The 21,678-nt window shown below is 74.5% G+C and carries 18 protein-coding genes; 12 read left to right on the top strand and 6 right to left on the bottom strand.

Annotation, left to right across the window (positions count from 1 at the left end; all coding sequences use genetic code 11):
• Positions 1–20 precede the first annotated feature (20 nt).
• Together FB458_RS21395 and mce are read right to left on the bottom strand one after the other, a co-directional pair.
• Positions 21–179 (bottom strand): hypothetical protein, encoded by a 159-nt coding sequence (locus tag FB458_RS21395; RefSeq protein WP_170185687.1) that lies wholly within the window; start codon positions 177–179, stop codon positions 21–23.
• 148 nt (positions 180–327) lie between these two features.
• Entirely contained in the window at positions 328–765 is a 438-nt protein-coding gene (gene mce / locus FB458_RS13700) for a methylmalonyl-CoA epimerase (RefSeq protein ID WP_141848981.1), read from the bottom strand.
• A gap of 114 nt (positions 766–879) precedes the next feature.
• Between mce and FB458_RS13705 the strand changes: the two genes are divergently transcribed.
• From FB458_RS13705 to FB458_RS13755, 11 genes are all read left to right on the top strand, one after another.
• Positions 880–2,082 (top strand): acetyl-CoA C-acetyltransferase, encoded by a 1,203-nt coding sequence (locus tag FB458_RS13705; protein ID WP_141848982.1) that lies wholly within the window; start codon positions 880–882, stop codon positions 2,080–2,082.
• A gap of 4 nt (positions 2,083–2,086) precedes the next feature.
• Entirely contained in the window at positions 2,087–3,058 is a 972-nt protein-coding gene (gene meaB, locus FB458_RS13710; RefSeq protein ID WP_141848983.1) for a methylmalonyl Co-A mutase-associated GTPase MeaB, read from the top strand.
• Positions 3,059–3,202: 144 nt separating this feature from the next.
• The gene (glgX, locus tag FB458_RS13715; protein WP_141848984.1) at positions 3,203–5,419 is read left to right on the top strand and encodes a glycogen debranching protein GlgX; all 2,217 of its coding nucleotides are present in this window, start codon (positions 3,203–3,205) and stop codon (positions 5,417–5,419) included.
• 2 nt (positions 5,420–5,421) lie between these two features.
• Entirely contained in the window at positions 5,422–7,854 is a 2,433-nt protein-coding gene (treY, locus tag FB458_RS13720) for a malto-oligosyltrehalose synthase (RefSeq protein ID WP_141848985.1), read from the top strand.
• Positions 7,851–9,644 (top strand): malto-oligosyltrehalose trehalohydrolase, encoded by a 1,794-nt coding sequence (treZ, locus tag FB458_RS13725; protein WP_141848986.1) that lies wholly within the window; start codon positions 7,851–7,853, stop codon positions 9,642–9,644. Before treY ends, treZ begins: the two co-directional genes overlap by 4 nt.
• A gap of 43 nt (positions 9,645–9,687) precedes the next feature.
• Positions 9,688–10,899, top strand: coding sequence for a cysteine desulfurase-like protein (locus FB458_RS13730; protein WP_211356042.1), 1,212 nt, complete (start codon positions 9,688–9,690; stop codon positions 10,897–10,899).
• A gap of 51 nt (positions 10,900–10,950) precedes the next feature.
• Entirely contained in the window at positions 10,951–12,003 is a 1,053-nt protein-coding gene (locus tag FB458_RS13735; RefSeq protein ID WP_141848987.1) for a GNAT family N-acetyltransferase, read from the top strand.
• A 9-nt stretch (positions 12,004–12,012) separates the two neighbouring features.
• Positions 12,013–12,330 carry a thiamine-binding protein gene (locus FB458_RS13740; RefSeq protein ID WP_141848988.1) on the top strand — a complete coding sequence of 106 codons (318 nt, stop codon included), beginning with the start codon at positions 12,013–12,015 and terminating at the stop codon, positions 12,328–12,330.
• A gap of 106 nt (positions 12,331–12,436) precedes the next feature.
• Positions 12,437–13,207: a hypothetical protein gene (locus tag FB458_RS13745; protein ID WP_141848989.1), complete on the top strand. Its 771-nt coding sequence runs from the start codon at positions 12,437–12,439 to the stop codon at positions 13,205–13,207.
• Positions 13,204–14,202, top strand: coding sequence for a hypothetical protein (locus FB458_RS13750; RefSeq protein WP_141848990.1), 999 nt, complete (start codon positions 13,204–13,206; stop codon positions 14,200–14,202). The genes FB458_RS13745 and FB458_RS13750 overlap by 4 nt, the downstream gene beginning before the upstream one ends.
• A 52-nt stretch (positions 14,203–14,254) precedes the next feature.
• Positions 14,255–15,205 carry a tetratricopeptide repeat protein gene (locus FB458_RS13755; protein WP_141848991.1) on the top strand — a complete coding sequence of 317 codons (951 nt, stop codon included), beginning with the start codon at positions 14,255–14,257 and terminating at the stop codon, positions 15,203–15,205.
• A gap of 32 nt (positions 15,206–15,237) precedes the next feature.
• Here the strand turns inward: FB458_RS13755 and FB458_RS13760 are convergent, their stop codons facing one another.
• Entirely contained in the window at positions 15,238–15,423 is a 186-nt protein-coding gene (locus FB458_RS13760) for a hypothetical protein (protein ID WP_141848992.1), read from the bottom strand.
• A gap of 154 nt (positions 15,424–15,577) precedes the next feature.
• On the opposite strand from FB458_RS13760, the gene FB458_RS13765 reads away from it, so the two are divergent.
• Positions 15,578–16,270, top strand: a complete 693-nt coding sequence (locus FB458_RS13765) for a hypothetical protein (RefSeq protein ID WP_141848993.1) — start codon at positions 15,578–15,580, stop codon at positions 16,268–16,270.
• Positions 16,271–16,288: 18 nt separating this feature from the next.
• On the opposite strand, the gene pgm is transcribed toward FB458_RS13765, so the two are convergent.
• From pgm to FB458_RS22150, 3 genes are read right to left on the bottom strand one after another with little or no spacing between them, the layout of a single operon-like run.
• Complete coding sequence (gene pgm / locus FB458_RS13770; protein ID WP_141848994.1) at positions 16,289–17,929, bottom strand: phosphoglucomutase (alpha-D-glucose-1,6-bisphosphate-dependent); 1,641 nt, start codon at positions 17,927–17,929, stop codon at positions 16,289–16,291.
• Positions 17,926–20,205: a 1,4-alpha-glucan branching protein GlgB gene (gene glgB, locus FB458_RS22145; RefSeq protein ID WP_141848995.1), complete on the bottom strand. Its 2,280-nt coding sequence runs from the start codon at positions 20,203–20,205 to the stop codon at positions 17,926–17,928. Before glgB ends, pgm begins: the two co-directional genes overlap by 4 nt.
• Positions 20,202–21,677 carry a maltokinase N-terminal cap-like domain-containing protein gene (locus FB458_RS22150; RefSeq protein ID WP_141848996.1) on the bottom strand — a complete coding sequence of 492 codons (1,476 nt, stop codon included), beginning with the start codon at positions 21,675–21,677 and terminating at the stop codon, positions 20,202–20,204. Before FB458_RS22150 ends, glgB begins: the two co-directional genes overlap by 4 nt.
• Position 21,678 lies beyond the last annotated feature (1 nt).

Genomic DNA, 21,678 nt, shown 5'->3' on the forward strand with positions numbered 1-21,678 from the left:
TCGGGTGTCACGCGGGCGCGTCACCTCCCGCCGGTGCGCCGGCGCGGGCCGGTCGCGTCGGTGCGGGTCGTGGGGCGCGCGTCGCCGTGCCGGCGGGTCCAGCGGCGGAAGCCCTCGAGCCGGTGCGCGTCGGTCGCGCGGACGACGTCGTGGGCGACGGTGTGGCTGAGCGGGTACATGCGGTCCTCCTCGGTCGCGGCCCGCGCCGGCCCGGGCGGGCCGGCCGGAGCCGATGAGGAGACGGTGCGCGCCTGAGGTGGCCCGCCGCATCGGGCGATACCTCAGATCGGGGCGCCGCCCGCGGTGGGGTACCTCAGACGGCCCGGGTCAGGCGTGCCCGCCGGCGGGCTGGACGAGCTCGACGAGGACGCCGCCGGCGTCCTTGGGGTGGACGAAGTTGACCCGGCTGTCCGACGTCCCGCGGCGGGCGGTGTCGTAGAGCAGGCGCAGGCCGCGCTCGCGCAGCACCGCGGCGGCGGCCTCGACGTCCTCGACCCGGTAGGCCACCTGCTGCAGGCCGGGGCCGTTGCGGTCGAGGAACTTGGCGATCGTCGACTCCGGGGTGAGGGGGGCGAGCAGCTGCACGCAGGAGCCGGAGTCGCCGACGCCCATCATCGCCTCGCGGACGCCCTGCTCCTCGTTGACCTCCTCGTGCAGCAGCTGCATCCCAAGGCTGTCGCGGTAGAACGCGATCGCGGCGTCGAGGTCGACGACGGCGACACCGACGTGGTCGATGGCGGTGAACAGGTGCGGGAACTCGGCCATGCCCGGCAGCGTAGGGCGGCCCGGGCCGAGGTGGCGGGTCGGCACCGTCGGCTGTGGCCAGCGCCACCCCGGCGGGCGCCGGGAGGCCCTCGCGGCCGCGGTTAGAGTGCGCCCATGACCTCCACCGACCCCACCGTCATCGTCGCCGGCGCCCGCACGGGCATGGGCCGCCTGCTCGGCTCGCTCAAGGACTTCTCGGGCGTGCAGCTCGGCGGTCTGGCCATCAAGGGCGCCCTCGAGCGCGCGGGGGTCGCGCCCGACCAGGTCGACTACGTGATCATGGGCCAGGTCCTCACCGCCGGCGCCGGGCAGATCCCCGCGCGCCAGGCCGCGAACGAGGCCGGCATCCCGCTCGACGTCCCGGCGCTGACGATCAACAAGGTCTGCCTGTCGGGTCTCGACGCGATCGCCCTGGCCGACCAGCTGGTCCGCGCGGGCGAGTTCGAGGTCGTCGTCGCCGGCGGCCAGGAGTCGATGACCAACGCGCCGCACCTGCTCGAGAAGACCCGTGAGGGCTACAAGTACGGCGACGTGACGATGAAGGACCACATGGCCCTCGACGGCCTGTGGGACGCGTTCACCGACCAGCCGATGGGCGCGCTGACCGAGTCGGCCAACACCGGCGACCTCGCCTTCAGCCGCGAGGAGCAGGACGCGTTCGCCGCCCGGTCGCACGAGCGCGCCGCGCGGGCGTGGAAGGACGGCCTGTTCGACGACGAGGTCGTCACCGTCAGCGTCCCGCAGCGCAAGGGCGACCCGCTGGAGTTCCGCGCCGACGAGGGCGTGCGTCCCGACACGAGCGTCGAGACCCTGGCCCGGCTGCGCCCGGCCTTCAGCAAGGACGGCTCGATCACCGCCGGGTCGGCCTCGCCGATCTCCGACGGCGCCGCCGCCGTCGTGGTGATGAAGCGCTCGAAGGCCGAGGAGCTCGGCCTGACCTGGCTGGCCGAGATCGGCGCCCACGGCGTCGTCGCCGGCCCCGACAGCAGCCTGCAGGCCCAGCCGGCCAACGCCATCCGCAAGGCCTGCGCGCGCGAGGGCATCGAGCCGACCGACCTCGACGTCGTCGAGATCAACGAGGCCTTCGCCGCCGTCGGCCTCGCCTCGGCCAAGCTCCTCGGCCTCGACGAGGAGAAGGTCAACCCGAACGGCGGCGCCATCGCCATGGGCCACCCGATCGGCATGTCCGGCGCCCGTCTCGCGCTCACCCTCGCCCTCGAGCTGCGCCGCCGCGGCGGCGGCGTCGGGGCGGCCGCCCTGTGCGGCGGCGGCGGTCAGGGCGACGCCCTCGTGCTGCGGGTGCCGACCACCGCCTGACGGGGTGGGCCCGCGGCAGGTCGACGTCGCCGCGCTCGTCGCCGGGACCACCGCCGGTGAGCCGCGCAGCATCGCCCGGCTGATCTCGCTCGTCGAGGACGGCCACCCCGCCCTGCCCGAGGTGGCCGCCGCGGTCGCGCCGTACGGTGGGCGGGCGCACGTCGTGGGGCTCACCGGCTCGCCCGGCGTCGGCAAGTCGACGACGACCAACGCCCTCGTGCGCGCGCTGCGCGCGCGGGGTCTCCGGGTCGGGGTGCTCGCCGTCGACCCGTCGTCGCCCTTCTCGGGCGGGGCGCTGCTCGGCGACCGGGTCCGGATGGAGGAGCACGCCACGGACCCCGACGTCGTCCTGCGCTCGATGGCGGCGCGGGGCCACCTCGGTGGCCTGTCGGCCGCGGCCCCGATGGCCGTGCGCGTCCTCGACGCCGCGGGGTGCGAGGTCGTCCTCGTCGAGACCGTCGGGGTCGGCCAGTCCGAGGTGGAGGTCGCCGGGCTCGCCGACACGACGCTGGTCCTCCTCGCGCCCGGGATGGGCGACGGCATCCAGGCGGCCAAGGCCGGGATCCTCGAGGTCGCCGACGTGCTCGTGGTCAACAAGGCCGACCGCCCCGGCGCCGCGGCGACCAGCCGCGACCTGCGCCACCTCGTCGGCCACGCCCACCGCGACCCGGGCGCGTGGACGCCGCCGGTGGTGCGCTCGGTGGCCAGCCGGGCGGAGGGCGTCGACGACGTCCTCGCCGCGGTCGTGGACCACCGGGAGTGGCTCGGGCGCGAGGGTCGCCTGCGCCGGCGCCGGGTGCGGCGGGCCGCCGCGGAGGTCGAGGCGCTCGCGGTCGCCGCGCTGCGGGCCCGGATCGGCGACGTGCACGGCGCCGCGGACCTCGACGCCCTCGCGTCCGCGGTCGTCGACGGGCGCACCGACCCGTTCAGCGCGGCGGACGAGGTCGTCGCGCGGCTGGGCCCCGCCTCGGACTGACGTCCGAGACGCCGTACGTCGGACGTCCCTATGCTGGCGGACGGCCGCGCCAGTGACGTCCCGGTCGCCCCCTCACGGCGGACCGGTTTCGGTGTCGTCGCGAGCGGGCACCGCACCTGCTCCCTCCCACCCCGAAAGGGCACCATGCAGACCTGGCCCGGCAGGCCCTATCCCCTCGGCGCCACGTACGACGGCACCGGCGTCAACTTCGCCCTCTTCTCCGAGGTCGCCGAGAAGGTCGAGCTCTGCCTCATCGACGACGACGGCACCGAGACCCGGGTCGAGCTGCCCGAGACCGACGGCTTCGTCCACCACGGCTTCCTGCCCGGGCTGCAGCCCGGCCAGCGCTACGGCTTCCGCGTGCACGGCCCCTACGACCCGGCGAACGGCCACCGCTGCAACCCGGCCAAGCTGCTGCTGGACCCGTACGCCAAGGCGATCGACGGGGTCATGGACGGCGACCAGTCGCTGTTCTCCTACGAGTTCGGTGACGAGGAGGGCGGTCTCGGCCAGGAGCCGGAGACGAGCGACAGCCTCGGCCACACGCTGACGTCGGTCGTCATCAACCCGTTCTTCGACTGGGGCACCGACCGCCCGCCGATGCACGAGTACCACGAGAGCGTCGTCTACGAGGCGCACGTCAAGGGCCTGACGATGCTGCACCCGGAGGTCCCGGAGGAGCTGCGCGGCACGTACGCCGGCCTGGCGCACCCCGCCGTCGTCCAGCACCTCGTCGACCTCGGGATCACCGCCATCGAGCTGATGCCGGTGCACGAGTTCGTCCAGGACTTCTCGCTCCAGGACCAGGGCCTGCGCAACTACTGGGGCTACAACACGATCGGCTTCCTCGCGCCGCACCACGAGTACGCCGCCTACGGCAGCCGGGGCCAGCAGGTCACCGAGTTCAAGTCCATGGTCAAGACGATGCACGAGGCGGGCATCGAGGTCATCCTCGACGTCGTCTACAACCACACCGCCGAGGGCAACCACATGGGCCCGACGCTGTGCTTCCGCGGCATCGACAACGCGGCCTACTACCGGCTCGTCGAGGACGAGCCCGCGCACTACTACGACACGACCGGCACGGGGAACTCGCTGCTCATGCGCAGCCCGCACGTGCTGCAGCTCATCATGGACTCGCTGCGCTACTGGGTCACCGAGATGCACGTCGACGGCTTCCGCTTCGACCTCGCGGCGACGCTGGCCCGTCAGTTCCACGAGGTCGACAAGCTGTCGGCGTTCTTCGACCTCGTCCAGCAGGACCCGGTGATCAGCCAGGTCAAGCTCATCGCCGAGCCGTGGGACGTCGGCGACGGCGGCTACCAGGTCGGCAACTTCCCGCCGCTGTGGACCGAGTGGAACGGCAAGTACCGCGACACGGTCCGCGACTTCTGGCGCGGGGAGCCCGCGACGCTCGGCGAGTTCGCGTCCCGGTTCACCGGGTCCTCCGACCTCTACGAGCACTCCGGCCGCAAGCCGATCGCCTCGATCAACTTCGTCGTCGCCCACGACGGGTTCACCCTGCACGACCTGGTCTCCTACAACGAGAAGCACAACGAGGCCAACGGCGAGGACAACAACGACGGCGAGAGCCACAACCGCTCGTGGAACTGCGGCGTCGAGGGCGACACCGACGACGAGGGCGTCCGGCGGCTGCGCGGGCAGCAGATGCGCAACTTCTGGACCACCCTGCTGCTCTCGCAGGGCGTGCCGATGATCGCCCACGGCGACGAGCTGGCGCGCACCCAGCACGGCAACAACAACGCCTACTGCCAGGACTCCGAGCTGGCCTGGGTGCACTGGGAGCTCGACGAGGAGCACCGCGACCTGCTGGCCTTCGCGCAGCGCATCGTCCGGCTGCGCACCGAGCACCCGGTGTTCCGTCGTCGGCGGTTCTTCGCGGGCAGCGCCGACCACGGCGGCGAGAGCGAGCTCGGTGACGTCGCGTGGTTCGAGCCCGGGGGCCAGCACATGGACGCCGAGGCGTGGGCCAACGGCTTCGCCAAGTCGCTCATGGTCTTCCTCAACGGCGACGCCATCCCCGAGGTCGACCGGCGCGGCCAGTCGATCCACGACGACTCGTTCCTCGTGGTCTTCAACGGCCACGACGAGCCGATCACCTTCACCGTCCCCGAGGCGACGTACGGCGAGCAGTGGTTCGTCGAGATCGACACCGCCGCCTCCGACCCCGCCACCGCCCTCACCGGCGGGGCGGCGGGCACCACCGGCGCCCCGGTGCCGGTCGCCCCGGCCGACGCGTCGGTGTCGGTGCCGGCGGCCAAGGTGCTCGAGCCCGGCGCGCAGCTCGAGGCGCAGGGCCGCAGCACGATGGTGCTGCGCTGCCCGCGGGCGGAGGCGTGAGCGTGGCCCGGTCCACGACGCCCGTCTCCACCTACCGCTTCCAGGTCCGCCCCGAGTTCGGCTTCGCCGACGTCGCGGCGCGGGCCGACCACCTCGCCGCGCTCGGGGTGACGCACGCCTACCTCTCGCCGGTCCTCACGCCGGTCGAGGGGTCGCAGCACGGGTACGACGTCCTCGACCACACCCGCCTCAACCCCGAGGCCGGGGGCCGCGAGGCCTTCGACGCCATGGCGCAGACGTTGCGGGACAAGGGGATCGGCGTCGTCGTCGACGTCGTCCCCAACCACATGGCCGTGCCCACCCCGGAGTGGGGCAACGCCCCGCTGTGGGACGTCCTGCGGCACGGTCGGGAGGCCGCGCACGCGCACTGGTTCGACGTCGACTGGGACGTCGAGGACGGGCGGATCCTCGTCCCGGTCCTCGGCGCGACCCTGGAGGAGGCGCTGGAGGGCGGCGAGCTGGCGCTCGCCCGCGACGGCGGCCCGGGCGGCGACGAGACCGTCGTGCGCTACTACGACCACGAGGTCCCCGTCGCCCCCGGCACCGAGGACCTGCCGCTGCTGGAGCTGCTCGAGCGCCAGCACTGGCGGCTCGCGCACTGGCGCGAGGGGACGACGGCCCTGAACTACCGGCGCTTCTTCGACGTCACCACCCTCATCGGGGTGCGCGTCGAGGTGCCAGACGTCTTCGAGGCCACGCACGCGTTGCTGGGCGAGCTCGTGGCCTCCGGGCAGGTGGCCGGGCTGCGGGTCGACCACCCGGACGGCCTGGCCGACCCGCGGGGCTACCTGCGCGACCTCGAGCGGCTCACCGACGGCGCGTGGGTCGTCGTCGAGAAGATCCTCGAGGGCGACGAGGGGCTGACCTCGGACTGGCCCTGCGCCGGCACCACCGGCTACGACCTGCTCTGGCGGGTCGGCGCGCTGTTCGTCGACCCGGCGGGGGAGGAGCCGCTCACCGAGCTGCTGGCCACGACGACGGGCTCGCGGATCTCGTTGTCCGACAGCATCCGTCGCGCCAAGCAGGAGGTCGTCGGGACCGTCCTGCCGGCCGAGGTGCACCGGCTGCGCCGGGCCCTGGCCCGCGTCCTGCCCACCGAGGACGCCGGCTCGCTCGAGCGCGTGCTCGGCGAGCTGCTCGTCGTCATGGACCGCTACCGCGCGTACGTCGTCCCGGGGGAGGCTCCCGACGAGGAGGCCCTCACCGTCCTCACCGGGTGCGCCGACCGGGCGCGCGAGCACCTCGACGAGGCCGACCACGCCACCTTGCTGCGGGTCACCGAGGTCCTGGCCGGTCGGGCGCCCGAGGGCGCCGACGAGCAGGCCGTGGCCGACGTGGTCGTCCGCTTCCAGCAGACCTGCGGGCCGGTGATGGCCAAGGGGATCGAGGACACCGCGTTCTACCGCTACCACCGGCTGGTGGCCCTCAACGAGGTCGGCGGCGACCCGGACCACTTCTCCGTCTCCCCGGAGGAGCTGTTCTCCTTCGTCGAGCGCACGGCCACCCGCTGGCCGACGACGATGACGACCCTGTCCACCCACGACACCAAGCGCTCCGAGGACGTCCGCGCCCGGCTGCTCGCGCTCTCCGAGCACCCGGCGGCGTGGCGCGACTGGCTGCGCGAGGCGCAGGAGCTGGCGCGCCCGCTGCGGGGCGAGCCCCTCGACGGGGCGACCGAGTACCTGCTGTGGCAGACCGTCGTGGGGGCGTGGCCGATCAGCGAGGAGCGGCTGCTCGCCTACGCGCGCAAGGCGATCCGCGAGGACAAGACCTCGACGCGGTGGACCGACCCCGACGAGGCGTACGAGGCCGCGGTCGACCGGTTCGTCACCGGGGTGCTGGCCGACGACCGGCTTGTCGCCCACGTCGAGGCGTGGGTGGAGCGCACCGCGGTCGCGGCGCGCGCGACGACGCTCGGCCAGAAGCTGCTCCAGCTCGTGCTGCCCGGCGTCCCCGACGTCTACCAGGGCAACGAGTCGCTCGACCTCAGCCTCGTCGACCCGGACAACCGGCGCGAGGTCGACTTCGCCGACCGCGCCACCCGGCTGGCCCGGCTCGACGGCGGCGCCGCCCCGGCCGACCTGGCCGACGAGAAGCTGCTCGTCACCTCGCGGGCGCTGCGCCTGCGGCGCGAGCACCCGCAGTGGTTCGTCGGCGACGCGGCCGCGTGGCAGCCGGTGCCGACGACCTCGGACCACCTCGTGGCGGTCGGGCGCGGCACCGTCGACCGCGTCGAGGTCGTCGCCGTCGTCACCCGGCTCGCCGGGTCGCTGGCGACGACCGACCCGTGGGAGGGAGTCGAGGTGCACCTGCCCGAGGGCCGCTGGCGCGACCTGCTGACCGATCGCCCGGTCACCTCGGGCGGCTCGGTGGCCGCGGCCGACGTGATGGGCGACCTGCCCGTCGTCCTGCTCGTGCGCGAGGAGGGGCGATGAGCGGCGAGGGGACCCGCCAGACCGAGATCCGCGTCTGGGCCCCCGCGGCCCAGCGCGTCGACCTCGACGTCGCCCCCGTCGGCGGCGTCGTCACGACGACGCCGATGACCCACGCGCCGGGCGGGTGGTGGGTCTGGCGCGGCGAGGGCCGCACCCCGCTGGACTACGCCTTCCGGCTCGACGGCGGCGACCCCCGCCCCGACCCGCGCAGCGCGTGGCAGCCGCACGGGGTGCACGGCCCGAGCCGCACGTTCGACGCGTCGTCGTACGGCTGGGGCGACGACGGGTGGCGCGGCCCGCGCGAGGGCGCCGGGGCGCTCGGCGGGGTCTTCTACGAGCTGCACGTCGGCACCTTCACGCCGGAGGGCACCTTCGACGCCGCGCTGCGGCGCCTCGACCACCTCGTCGCGCTCGGGGTCGACGTCGTCGAGGTCATGCCCGTCGCCGCCTTCCCCGGCCGCTGGGGCTGGGGGTACGACGGCGTCGGGCTCTACGCCGTCCACGACGCGTACGGCGGCCCGGAGGCCTTCCAGCGCTTCGTCGACGCCTGCCACGCGCGCGGTCTCGGGGTCTGCCTCGACGTCGTCTACAACCACCTCGGGCCGAGCGGGAACTACCTCGGCGACTTCGGGCCGTACTTCACGGACAAGCACACGACGCCCTGGGGGCCGGCCGTCAACCTCGACGACACCGGGTCCGACGTCGTGCGCCGGTTCGTCGTCGACAACGCGCTGCGCTGGCTGCGCGACTTCCACGTCGACGCCCTGCGGCTCGACGCCGTCCACGAGCTGCGCGACTCCTCCTCGCGGCACGTGCTGGCCCAGCTGTCCGACGAGGTCGCCGCCCTGTCGGACGAGCTCGGGCGCCCCCTCACCCTCGTCGCCGAGTCCGACCTCAACGACCCGGTCATGGTCACCCCGACCGCGGACGGTGGCCGGGGCATGTCGGCGCAGTGGGCCGACGACGTGCACCACGCCCTGCACGCGGCGCTCACGGGGGAGTCGAGCGGCTACTACGCCGACTTCGCCGAGCCCGGCGTGCTGGCCAAGACGCTGCGCGAGGTGTTCCTCCACGACGGGCGCTTCTCCAGCTTCCGCGGGAAGGAGTGGGGGGCGAAGGTCGACCCGCAGCGGCACGGCGGGCACCGGTTCGTCGGCTACCTGCAGACCCACGACCAGGTCGGCAACCGGGCCGTGGGCGACCGCGTCTCCGACTCGCTGACCCCCGGGCAGCAGGCCACCGGGGCGGCGCTCTACCTGCTGTCCGCGTTCACGCCGATGGTCTTCATGGGCGAGGAGTGGGCGGCGTCGACGCCGTGGCAGTTCTTCACCGACTTCGAGGAGCCGGAGCTCGCGGACGCCGTCCGCGAGGGCCGACGGGGCGAGTTCGCCTCGCACGGCTGGGACGCCGAGGAGGTGCCCGACCCGCAGGACCCGGCCACCCGGGAGCGCAGCGTCCTGCGCTGGGACGAGGTCACCGAGGCGGGCCACGCGCGGATGCTGCGCTGGTACACCTCGCTCGTCGACCTGCGACGCTCCGACCCCGACCTCGCCGACGACCGCCTCGACCACGTGCACGTGCACGAGGAGGCGTCCCGGTGGCTGCGGCTGCACCGCGGCGGGGTGCGCGTCGTCGTCAACGCCGTCGCGGACCCGCAGGTGGTGCCGCTCGACGCCGACGACGACGAGCGGGCTCGCGTGGTGCTGACCTGGGACCCGGCGACCACCCGGCGGGTGCCGGGCGGGGTGGAGCTCGGCGGTCACGGGGTGGCGGTGCTGCGGGTCCCCTGAGCCCGCCGCGGGGCCTGGCCGGCGAGCGGGCATGATGCTCGTCATGAGCACCTTCGACGTCGAGGCCCTGCGCGCGCACTTCCCCTCCCTGCGGTCGGGGGCCGCGCACTTCGACGGTCCCGGCGGGTCGCAGACGCCGGACGTCGTCGCGCAGGCCATCGCGTCGACGATGACCTCGTCGATCGCCAACCGCGGCCAGGTCACCCCGGCGGAGCGGCTCGCCGACGACGTCGTCACCGGGGCGCGCTCCGCCATGGCGGACTACCTCGGCGCCGACCCGCGCGGGATCGTCTTCGGCCGGTCGATGACCGCGCTGACGATGGACCTGGCCCGCACCCTGTCGCGCGGCTGGGCCGCCGGCGACGAGGTCGTCGTCAGCCGGCTCGACCACGACGCGAACATCCGCCCGTGGGTGATCGCCGCCGAGCGCGTCGGCGCCGTCGTGCGGTGGGTCGACTTCGACCCGCGGACCGGTGAGCTCGACCCGGCCGACGTGGCCGCCGTCCTCGGGCCGCGCACCCGCGTCGTCGCGGTCACCGCCGCGTCCAACCTCATCGGCACGATGCCCGACGTCGCGCGGATCGCCGCCCTGGCCCACGAGGCCGGCGCGCTCGTCGTCGTCGACGCCGTCCACCACGCCGCGCACCACCGGGTCGACCGGGCGGCGCTCGGCGCCGACGTCGTGCTCTGCTCGCCGTACAAGTTCTTCGGGCCGCACCTCGGGGTGCTGGCCGCCGACCCCGCGTGGCTCGAGACGGTGCACCCCGACAAGCTGCTGCCGTCCTCGGACGCGGTCCCCGAGCGGTTCGAGCTCGGCACGCTGCCCTACGAGCTGCTCGCCGGCACGACCGCGGCCGTCGACCTCATCGCGTCGTCCGTGCCGGGCGAGGGCACCCGCCGCGAGCGGCTCGACCGCTCGGTGGCGGCGACGACGGCGTACGAGGACTCGCTGCGCCGCGGGCTCGAGGCGCAGCTCGCCGACCTGCCCGGCCTCACGCTGCGCTCGCGGGCGCAGCACCGCACGCCGACGCTGCTGCTGCAGGTGCACGACCGCGAGCCGCGCACGGTGCACGAGGCGCTGGCCGAGCGGGGCGTCTACGCACCGGCCGGCTCGTTCTACGCGCTCGAGGCGTCGCGCCACCTGGGGCTCGGTGACACCGGCGGCGTCCGCGTCGGGCTGGCGCCGTACACCAGCGCCGACGACGTCGACCGGCTCGTCGAGGGGCTGCGGGCGGCGCTGCGCCGCGCGGCCTGAGGAGCGAAAACCGCTCGCGCGGCGTCGTCCCGGCCCCCTACCGTCGCGGGCATGCGCATCACCCCCCTCGACCTCGCCGACGACGTCGCCTGTCGCCGGGCGTACGACGCCGGGGTCTCCGCCATCGTGCTCGACCGACCCTGGATCTCGCCCGCGAGCCTCGCCGAGGCGCTCGTCGACTGGCGGCACCCCGAGCCGGGCATCCGGCAGGAGATGGTCGTCGCCCTCGGCGACGGTGACGACGGGCTGCCGCTCGACGCGGTGGCCGGGACGGCGACGCTGTGGCTGTCCGACGACGACAACACCGACAAGGCGTGGGTCGAGGTCCGCGTGCACGCGGACCACCGCCGGCGCGGCGTCGGCCGCGCCCTCGTCGAGCACCTCGTGGCGCGGGCCCGCGCCGAGGGCCGGGTCGAGGTGCTCGCCGACCTCGCGGTCCCCGTCACCGACCGCGCCGACCTCGTCGGCCACCCGTACGTCGCCTTCGCGCAGGCTCTCGGGTTCGAGCAGGTCGCGGTCGACGTCAACCGGCACCTCGAGCTGCCGGTCGCGGACGAGGCGCTCGACGCGCTGGAGGAGCGGGCGCGTCCCCGGTGGGAGGGGCGCTACTCGCTGCAGACCCATGTCGACGGGGTCCCGGAGGAGCTGCGGCAGGGCCTGTGCGACGCGATGAACCGGCTGGCCACCGACGCCCCGAGCGGTGACGTCGACTTCGAGCCGGAGTCGCTGACGCCGGCGAAGTACGCGCACAACCTCAAGGTGCTGCGCGAGCAGGGGCGGCACCGGCTGACGACGATCGCGGTCGAGGACGCCACGGGCGTCGTCGCGGCGTACACCGACCTCGTCCTGCCGGCCGAGCCGAACCCGGTCGTCTGGCAGTGGGGCACGCTCGTCGTCGCCGAGCACCGCGGGCACGCGCTCGGGACGGCGGTCAAGGTCGCCAACCTGCGGCGGCTGCAGGCCGACCACCCCGCGCGCGAGCGGGTCGTGACCGGCAACAACGACACCAACCGCTGGATGATCGACGTCAACGAGGCGATGGGGTTCCGCGTGCGCGAGCTGTGCCCCGAGGTGCGTCGCCGGCTCGAGCCCGCGGGTGCGTAGCGTGAGGGCATGATCGTCGCCTTCTCCGTCGCCCCCGCCGCCGCCTCCGACGAGACGGGCTCCGTCCACGACGCCGTGGCCGCCGCCGTCGAGGTGGTCCGGGCCAGCGGCCTGCCCAACCGCACGAGCTCGATGTTCACCGAGGTCGAGGGGGAGTGGGACGAGGTGATGGCCGTCGTCAAGGGCGCCGTCGACGCCGTCGCCGCCGTCAGCCCCCGGGTCTCCCTCGTCCTCAAGGCGGACGTGCGGCCCGGTCGCACGGGCGAGATCGACGGCAAGGTGGCGCGGCTCGAGGCGGCGCTGGAGGCCCGCGCGCAGCACGGCTGAGCGCCCCCACGGATTGGGGCCGCCCCCGGTGGGTGTGTCATCGTGGGTCGTCCGGTGCTCGTCGTGACCGGATCGTGACCTGTGCCCCGTCCCCGGAGGAATCCCCGTGCCCCTCGTCCGCCGCGTCGCCGTCGCGGTCGCCGCCCTCGCCGGGCTGGTCGTGGCCGTCCTCGGCCTCTGGCTGGCCGTCGTCCTCGGCCCGAGCGGCACCGCCACCTTCACCGCCCGCGCGACCGGCCCGGTCGTCCTCGGCCCCGACGTGCTCGGGGCGCTCGACGTGCCGGTGACGGTGCGGGCCCACACCGGTGACGGCGACAGCGCCGCGACCGGCGTCTTCCTCGGTGTGGCCCCGGCGGCCGACGTCGCCGACGTCGTCGGTGGCTCCCGCGTCCTGCGGGCCGTCGAGGCCCGGTTCCCGGCCCGCGTCCTCGACCTCGCCCCGAGCGGGACCGGGTCGCTCGCGGACCCCGCGGGGCTCGACGTCTGGGCCACCTCCGCCCGCGGCTCGGTCGACGTCCGGCAGCCGGGCAGCGACGCGGTGCTCGTCGCGCCGTCGGGCGCCGAGCCGGTCACCATCGTGCTCGAGCGCCGGCACGCCACCTGGTTCCTCGAGTGCCTCGTCGCCGTCGTCGTCGGGCTCATCGTCGCCGTCGCCGGCGCCGCCTGGCTCGTGCAGGCCGTCGGCCACCGCATCCCCGTCGGGCCGCTGGGGGCCCGACGGGTGGGCCGCGCCCGGCCCGCGCCCGGTGCGCACGACCACGACGAGCACGACCACGACGAGCACGACCACGACGAGCTCGAGAACGACGAGCACGAGAACGGCGAGCACGAGAACGACCACGACGACCACGACGAGCACGAGGAGGCCACCCGATGAGCCGCTCCTCCCGCCGCGCCCTGCTCGCCGGCACCGCGCTCGCCGCGGCCCTGGGCCTCGGCGCCTGCGGCGTGGTCGTGGGGGTCGGGCCGGCCCCGACGGCCACCGTCGGCGGTGTCCTCGACAGCGCCCGCGCCCAGGAGATCGCCACCCGGGTCGTCGGCCAGGCCCGTCAGGCCGCTGCGACCCCCGGCGCCGTCGGCGACGCGCTGCGCACGGCCGCCTTCACCGGGGACGCGCTGGTCGCCGCCCGCGCCGACGCCAAGCTCGCCTCGGCCACGGCGTCGACGGTCAAGGCCCAGCGCGAGCTCGTCGCCGCGGCCCCGAGCGTGCTCGCGGTCTCGCGCGGGGCGTCGTACCCCCGCACCATCGTCGCGCAGTCGCGCTACGAGCAGTCCGACCTGCCGGTGCTGCTGCTCCTCGTCACCCCCGACGCGCGCACGTCGTACCGCATCGCGGCGAGCGTGGGGATGCTGCCGGGCACCCAGGTGCCCGGCTTCGACCAGGTCTCCACCGGCTCGGCCGGGCTGGGGGCCGCCGACGTCGCCGACGGGGGTCGCTACGGCACCCTGCTCGACGGGTACGCGTCCTCGCTGGCCTACCCGGCGCCGACCAGCACGACCGCCCCCGGTGTCGCCGCGGGGGACCGGTTCGCGAGCGCCGTCCGGACCAACGCCGCCGCGCAAGCCAAGGCGGTGGCCGCGATCGGCAGCTTCCGGCAGGTCCACGACCTGCGCTCGGTGGTGGGTGGGCTGCACACCGCGGACGGCCGCGGCGCGCTCGTGTTCGCGACGCTCGACCGGTCCGACACCCTGCTCGTGCGCAGCGGCACCCTCAGGCTTCCGTCGACGTTCACCGTGCTGAGCGGCCTGTCCTCCGTCTCGTCGGAGGCCGACCTCACCACCCTCGAGGTCGTGGCGCTCGTCGTCCCGCCCGACGGCGACGCGACCGTCGTCGGCGGCGAGGAGCACCTGTACGCCGCCTCCGGCGCCTGACCCGCCCGACCCCAGCGCGACGACCCGTCCCGCGCCACGAGAGGATGACGTCATGACGCAGCAGCCGTTCTCCACCTCCGCCCTGCGGGGCGCCGTCGACCTCTCCTCGCTCGGCCGGTCCGCCGCGGCTGCTCCCGGCCGGTCGGCCGGTGGTCCCGGGGCGGGCACCGGCGCGGCCGGTGGCGGCGTCGTCGTGCAGGGCACCGACGCCGGCTTCCAGGACGTCGTCACCGCCAGCGGCCGGGTGCCCGCCGTCGTCGTCCTGTGGTCGGCCCGCCTGCCGGAGTCGCAGGACTTCGTCGACGTCCTCGCCGGCGTCGTCACCGGCTACGAGGGCCGCCTCCAGCTGGTGTCGGTCGACGTCGACGCCAACCCCGGCCTGCTGCGCGCCTTCCAGGTGCAGTCGGTCCCGGCGACGTACGGGCTCGTGCAGGGCCAGCCGGTGCCGCTCTTCGCCGGCGCCCTCGCCCCGCAGGAGGTCGCGCCGTGGCTGGACGAGCTGCTCCGGCTCGCCGTCCAGCAGGGTGTGACCGGCCGGGTCGCCGTCACCGAGGCGCCGCCCGAGGGCGAGGAGGCCCAGGAGCCGCCGCTGCCCCCGCACCTGCAGGCGGCGTACGACGCCATCGAGGCCGACGACCTGGACGGTGCCGAGGCCGCCTACCGACAGGCCCTCAAGGAGAACCCGGGCGACGAGGAGGCCAAGATCGGCCTGGCCAACGTCGGGCTGCTCCAGCGCACCCGGGACGCCGACCCGCAGGCCGCCCGCGCGGCGGCGGCGGACGCGCCCACCGACGTCGAGGCGCAGCTGCTCGTGGCCGACCTCGACGTCCTCGGTGGCCACGTCGAGGACGCGTTCGGCCGCCTCGTCGACCTCGTCCGGGTCACCGCGGGCGACGAGCGCAACCGGGTGCGCGAGCACCTCGTCGAGCTCTTCGCGATCGTGGGCGCGAAGGACCCCCGGGTCGAGAAGGCTCGTCGGGCTCTGACCAACGCGCTCTTCTAGACCCGGGGGTCCTGCGGATCGGGGGCGGCGGGTCAGCGGCAGCGGACCCGGCGCACCGTGCTGCTCATCAGCACGCCCCGGCCGCTGCGCCGCAGCTGCTCGAGGGTGACGAGGTTGGGGCGGTGTCCCTCGGCGTGCTGCGGGAAGGACGTGGCCGGGTGGACGTCGGCGCGGGCGGTGGTCTCGTGGGTGGTGGTGATGTCGGTGACGGCGGTCATGACGGCTCCCGGGGCTCGTGGCGACTGGTGACTGGTGACAACCGGAGAACGCCTCCACTACGCCGTTCTGTTCCCGAGGGTGCCTCCGTTTTCTCTGTGACGTCCCGGGGTACGTGGTCCGGTCTGACGTGCGACGGATGGGTAGCGTCACGGGGTGCCCTCGAACTTCGCCTGCCTCGGTTTCGTCCGCGACCCGCTGCACGAGGACGAGCTGTTCGCGCTGCTCGACCGGGCGTTCCACCTCTCACGGCGGCTCGGCGTGGGTCTGGACGGGGCGCACGTGCACCGCTGGGCCGGGGAGGACGGGTCGGTCCTCGTCGTCGAGGTGGACGGTGCCGGTGGCGTCGTGGGGGTGACCCCGTCGCTCGTCGGTCGGCCGGGCGTGCGGCTGGCCGACCTGCGCCGGGTCTCCGTCGACGTCGTGACCGCGACGGCCCTGGGGCCCGACCAGGAGCCGGTGGCCCCCCTCGCCGTCGACCTCGAGGAGCGCCGCTTCCTCGACACCCACGAGGCGGCTGCCGACGCGAGCGTCGTCGCCCTCGGTCGGGACGTCGCCCTCGCCGACGCCGACGCGGAGCGCACCGTCCACTCGTACGGCGTCGGGGACGGCGTCGCGCGGGTGCCGCAGCAGGACGCGGGTCGGGCGCGGCTGACCGGCACCGTCCTCGCCGTGCAGGAGCGGCGCAACGAGCTGACCGACCTGCCCTACCGGGTCGCCCGGGTCGACACCGTGCTGGGGGAGGTCGACCTCGCCCTCGCGGTCCCGGGACCCGAGCCGGTCGTGGGCGACGTCCTCACCGGCGAGGTCTACCTCGTCGGGTCGGTGCCGGCGCTGCTGCCGACCTGAGCCGGCGACCCCGGGGCCTCAGGACCCCAGCGCGGCCGAGACGACGTCCTTGGCCTCGGCCTGCACCTGGGCCAGGTGCTCGGGGCCGCGGAAGGACTCGGCGTAGATCTTGTAGACGTCCTCGGTCCCGGACGGGCGGGCGGCGAACCAGGCGCTGCTCGTCGTCACCTTGAGCCCGCCGATCCGCGCGCCGTTGCCGGGTGCGGTCGTCAGCCGGTCGGTGATGTCCTCGCCGGCGAGCGTCGTCGCCTCGACGGCCTCGGGGGACAGGGCGCCGAGGGCGGCCTTCTGCTCCCGGGTCGCCGCGGCGTCGATGCGGGCGTAGGCGGGGTCGCCGTGCTGCTCGACGAGGTCGGCGTAGTGGCGGCTGGGGGTCTTGCCGGTCGCCGCGAGGATCTCCGAGGCGAGCAGCGCGAGGATGATCCCGTCCTTGTCGGTCGTCCACACGGTGCCGTCGAAGCGCAGGAACGACGCGCCCGCCGACTCCTCGCCGCCGAAGCCGACCGACCCGTCGAGCAGACCGGGGACGAACCACTTGAACCCCACCGGCACCTCGAGCAGCCGCCGGTCGAGGTCGTCGGCGACGCGGTCGATCATCGAGCTCGACACCAGGGTCTTGCCGATGGCGGTGCCCTGCGGCCACCCGGGCCGGGCGCCGCCGTACAGGTAGCGGATCGCGACGGCGAGGTAGTGGTTGGGGTTCATCAGCCCGGCGTCCGGGGTGACGATGCCGTGCCGGTCGGCGTCGGCGTCGTTGCCGGTGGACAGGTCGTAGGCGTCGCGGCGCTCGATGAGCGAGGCCATGGCGTACGGCGAGCTGCAGTCCATCCGGATCCTGCCGTCCCAGTCCAGCGTCATGAAGCGCCAGGTCGGGTCGACCTCGGGGTTGACGACGGTGAGGTCGAGGCCGTGCCGCTCGGCGATCTCGCCCCAGTAGCCGACGGAGGCACCGCCGAGCGGGTCGGCGCCGATCCGCACGCCGGCCTCGCGGATCCTGCCCAGGTCGACGACCGACGGGAGGTCGTCGACGTAGTGTCCCAGGAAGTCGTATCGCCCGACCTCACCGAGCGCCTTCTCCAGCGGGACCCGCCGGACGTCGCGCAGACCGCCCGTGATGATCTCGTTGGCGCGCTTGGCGATCCACGACGTCGCGTCGCTGTCGGCGGGACCGCCGTGGGTCGGGTTGTACTTGAAGCCGCCGTCGGTCGGCGGGTTGTGCGAGGGCGTGACGACGATCCCGTCGGCGAGCCCGCCGCCCTGCTTCCCGCGGTTGAGCCGCAGGATCGCGTGCGAGACGGCCGGTGTCGGCGTGTAGCCGTCGCGGTCGTCGACGAGGGTCGTCACGCCGTTGCCGACGAGCACCTCGAGGGCGCTGCGCCAGGCCGGCTCGCTGAGGCCGTGCGTGTCGCGGCCGACGAGCAGCGGCCCGTCGACGCCCTGACCGGAGCGGTACTCGCAGATGGCCTGCGTCGTGGCGAGGATGTGGTCCTCGTTGAACGCGGTCTTCAGGCTGGACCCGCGGTGCCCCGAGGTGCCGAAGACGACCTGCTGGTCGGGGTCGGTGACGTCCGGGTGGCGGTCGTAGTAGGCCGACACCATCGCGTCGACGTCGACGAGGTCGGACTCCTGGGCGCGCTGCCCGGCGCGGGGGTCGGTCATGACGGGGATCCTGCCACGACGCCGCCCTCGACCGTCCGCTCCAGCGGCACGTCCGCGGGGGCCGGCGCGGCCTCGTCGAGCGGCACGAGCCAGACGGCGGAGAGCTTCGGCACGACGAGGTTGCAGGCGTAGGGCTGCCCGTCCCACGGCTGCTCCTCGGCCTCCACGACGCGGCCGGTGGAGGAGGGGGCCTCGGGGTGGTAGCCGGCCGTGTCGAGCACGACCTCCCAGCGACCGGCCCGGGGGAGCCCGATCCGGTAGCTCTCGTGCGTGCTGCCGCTGAAGTTGACGACGGCGGCGAGGACCGGCGCGTCCGTGGCGCGGTCGCCGACGCCGAAGCGCAGGTAGGAGAACGTGTTGTGACCGGCGTCGTCGGCGTTGAGCCACAGGAAGCCGGCCGGGTCGCGGTCGAGCTCCCACAGCTCCCTGCGCTGGACGTAGAGGGCGTTGAGGTCCTTGACCAGCGCGTGCACCCGGTAGTGGGCGGGCTGGTCGAGCAGCCACCAGTCGAGGCTGCGCCCGTCGGCCCACTCCGACTCCTGGGCGAACTCGCTGCCCATGAAGATCAGCTGCTTGCCCGGGTGCGCCCACATGTGGGCGAGGAAGGCGCGCACCGTGGCCAGCTGCTCCTCGCGGGTGCCGCGCGCCTTGCGCAGCAGCGAGCCCTTGCCGTGCACGACCTCGTCGTGGCTGATCGGCAGGACGAAGTTCTCCGAGAACGCGTACATCAGCGCGAAGGTCATCGCGTTGTGGTGGTACTGCCGGTAGATCGGGTCCTGGCCGATGTAGCGCAGGCTGTCGTTCATCCAGCCCATGTTCCACTTGAAGCCGAAGCCGAGACCGCCGCTGTCGGTGGGCCGGGTGACGCCGTCCCAGGACGTCGACTCCTCGGCGATGGTGACGATGCCTGGCACGCGCTTGTACGCCGTCCCGTTGGCCTCCTGGAGCAGCTGCACCGCCTCGAGGTTCTCCCGCCCGCCGTGCACGTTGGGGATCCAGGCGCCGGGCTGGCGCGAGTAGTCGAGGTAGAGCATCGACGCGACGCCGTCGACGCGCAGGCCGTCGACGTGGAACTCCTCGAGCCAGTAGATCGCGTTGGCGACGAGGAAGTTGCGCACCTCGGGCCGGCCCATGTCGAAGATGTACGAGCCCCACTCCGGGTGCCAGCCCTTGCGCGGGTCCGGGTGCTCGTAGAGCGGCTGCCCGTCGAAACGGGCGAGCGCCCACGGGTCCGTGGCGAAGTGCCCGGGCACCCAGTCGAGGATGACCCCGATCCCGTTCTGGTGCAGCGTGTCGACGAGGAAGCGGAAGTCGTCGGGGGAGCCGAAGCGCGAGGTCGGCGCGTAGTACCCGGTGACGTGGTAGCCCCACGACGGCACGTACGGGTGCTCCATGACCGGCAGGAACTCGATGTGCGTGAAGCCGAGGTCGCGGCAGTAGTTGACGAGGTGCTCGGCGAGGTCGCGGTAGGACTGGCCCTGGCGCCACGAGCCGAGGTGCACCTCGTAGACGCTCATTGGCCCCGTGTGCGGGTTCTCGTTGCGGCGGCGCTCCATCCACGCGTCGTCGGCCCACTCGTGGTGGGTCTCGGTGACGACGGCGGCGTACTTGGGGGCGACCTCGGTGCGCCGGGCCATCGGGTCGGTGTGGTTGCGGGTGACGCCGTCGGCGCCGCGGATGGCGTAGAGGTAGTTCATCCCCTCCTCGGCGCCCGGGACGAAGAGCTCCCAGATGCCGGTGCCGATCAGCTGCCGCATCGGGTGCGACACCCCGCTCCACCCGTTGAAGTCGCCGATGACGTGCAGCGCCGTGGCGCGCGGCGCCCACACGGCGAAGGACACCCCGCGGACGGTGCCGAGCGGGCCGCCGTACTCCCGCACGTGCGAGCCGAGGACCGTCCACAGCTGCTCGTGGCGGCCCTCGCCGACGAGGTGCCGGTCGATCTCGCCGAGGGTCGGCGCGAAGCGGTACGGGTCGTCCTGCTCGTGCTCGACCCCGTCGTCGTAGGCGACGAGCAGGCGGTAGTCGTGGGTCTCGCTCACCGACGGGGCGGTGCCCGACCAGACGCCGCCCTTGACGTGGTGCAGCTCGAGCAGCTCGCCGCCCTCGAGCCGGGCGCGGACCGAGCGGGCCAGCGGGCGGTAGGCGGTGACGGTCAGCCCGCCCGGGCCGAGGTGGTGTCCGAGCAGGTCGTGCGGCTGGGAGTGCCGGGCCTCGAGGAAGGCGTCGACGGCGCTCTCGTCGGCGACCTGGGCGGAGGTGGGGACGGTGCTCATGCGAGGTCCTTCCTGCTGTCGGTGCGGGGAGCCGGGTCCCCGGTCACCAGCCGCTGGACGGCGGCGGTCGGGATGCCCAGCCAGGAGGGCCGGTTGCGGGCCTCGTAGACGACCTCGTAGAGCGCCTTGTCGAGCTCGAGGCCGGCGAGGACGTCCGCGGCGGTGGGGTCGGTGGAGGGGTCGGTGCCGGTGACGGCGGCGTACCCGGCCAGGAAGGCCGCTCGGCCGGCGGAGACCCACCCGCGCGCCGAGGTCCCGGGCCGGTCGAGCTCGACGGAGCCGCCGGCGTAGTCGAGCGAGCGCAGCATGCCGGCGACGTCGCGCAGCGCGAGGTCCGGTCGGACCCGCTCGGAGAGCGGTCGCAGCGGCTCGCCCTCGAAGTCGACCGCGACCCAGCCGCGGTCGCCGACGTGCAGCACCTGGCCGAGGTGGTAGTCGCCGTGCACCCGCTGCAGCGCCGGCCAGGGCGCGTGCGCGAACCGGTCGAGGACGGCGGCGATGCCGCTCTCGTACGACGCCAGGGCCGGCACCTCCGCGAGCGCGGCGGCGGCCCGCTCGCGCACCGACGCCACGAGCGCGGAGCGCTGCGCGTCGTCGGCCTCGTGGGTGCCCAGGGTCTGCGCGAGGGTGACGTGGATCCGGGCGGTGGACTCCCCGAGCTCGCGGGCCTCGCGGGCGAAGTCGGTGCCCTCGCCGGCGGCGCGGAGCGCGACGCGCCAGGCGTCCTCGACCCCGGGGAAGAAGCGCTGCGCGAAGGCGAGGTGCCCGGTGACCTCGCGGCCCTCCTGCGCCGGCGACAGCGGGTCGAGCCACGTGCCGACGACGTGCCCGACCGTGGCCGGGACCTGGGTCGAGCCGGCCTCGGTCAGCGCGGACTGGACGACGACGTCGGGGTTCTCGCCCTCCTGGAGGGTGCGGAACAGCTTGACGATGACGGGCTCGGCGGGCAGCCCGGTCGTGACCTCGACGACCTCGCAGACGACGGACGTGTTGGACTGCTCGCCGCGCAGGACGTGCGAGCGCACCAGCCGGACGTGCGGCCCCGCGACGTGGGTGCCGACGACGCGCTCGTCGAGCGTGTGGCTGACGTCCTGGTGCTGGGCCGGCACCTCGCCCTCGACGAGGGCGAGCAGCCGGTCGACGAAGACCGGGTCGTGCGGGGCGTCGTAGAACCACCGGTGGCCGAGGACGCCGTGCTCGGCCTCGCCGATGAGAGCGTGCCGGGCGTCGTCCAGCGGAGCGGCGCGGTAGGTCATGGGGACCTGGTAGACGACCGGGGTCGCCCCGGACTCGTCGGCGACGACCATGACCTCGATGCCGACCTCCCCGGTCGGGTCGTCGAGGCGGTAGCCGCCCAGCTTGCGCAGCCGCGGCTCACGACCCTTGGTCGCGCACCAGCGCTGCCGCGGGAGCCACTCGGCGAGCAGGTCGAGCTTGCCGGGGACGAGGGTCGTGCGGTGGATCTCGGCCACG

The sequence above is a fragment of the Lapillicoccus jejuensis genome, assembly GCF_006715055.1.
In the GTDB taxonomy this organism is placed as follows: domain Bacteria; phylum Actinomycetota; class Actinomycetes; order Actinomycetales; family Dermatophilaceae; genus Lapillicoccus; species Lapillicoccus jejuensis.

Coding starts and splice junctions, on each gene's coding strand:
- FB458_RS21395 (WP_170185687.1), bottom strand. CDS start 179: ATGTACCCGCTCAGCCACACCGTCGCCCACGACGTCGTCCGCGCGACC.
- mce (WP_141848981.1), bottom strand. CDS start 765: ATGGCCGAGTTCCCGCACCTGTTCACCGCCATCGACCACGTCGGTGTC.
- FB458_RS13705 (WP_141848982.1), top strand. CDS start 880: ATGACCTCCACCGACCCCACCGTCATCGTCGCCGGCGCCCGCACGGGC.
- glgX (WP_141848984.1), top strand. CDS start 3,203: ATGCAGACCTGGCCCGGCAGGCCCTATCCCCTCGGCGCCACGTACGAC.
- treZ (WP_141848986.1), top strand. CDS start 7,851: ATGAGCGGCGAGGGGACCCGCCAGACCGAGATCCGCGTCTGGGCCCCC.
- FB458_RS13730 (WP_211356042.1), top strand. CDS start 9,688: ATGAGCACCTTCGACGTCGAGGCCCTGCGCGCGCACTTCCCCTCCCTG.
- FB458_RS13735 (WP_141848987.1), top strand. CDS start 10,951: ATGCGCATCACCCCCCTCGACCTCGCCGACGACGTCGCCTGTCGCCGG.
- FB458_RS13740 (WP_141848988.1), top strand. CDS start 12,013: ATGATCGTCGCCTTCTCCGTCGCCCCCGCCGCCGCCTCCGACGAGACG.
- FB458_RS13750 (WP_141848990.1), top strand. CDS start 13,204: ATGAGCCGCTCCTCCCGCCGCGCCCTGCTCGCCGGCACCGCGCTCGCC.
- FB458_RS13755 (WP_141848991.1), top strand. CDS start 14,255: ATGACGCAGCAGCCGTTCTCCACCTCCGCCCTGCGGGGCGCCGTCGAC.
- FB458_RS13760 (WP_141848992.1), bottom strand. CDS start 15,423: ATGACCGCCGTCACCGACATCACCACCACCCACGAGACCACCGCCCGC.
- pgm (WP_141848994.1), bottom strand. CDS start 17,929: ATGACCGACCCCCGCGCCGGGCAGCGCGCCCAGGAGTCCGACCTCGTC.
- glgB (WP_141848995.1), bottom strand. CDS start 20,205: ATGAGCACCGTCCCCACCTCCGCCCAGGTCGCCGACGAGAGCGCCGTC.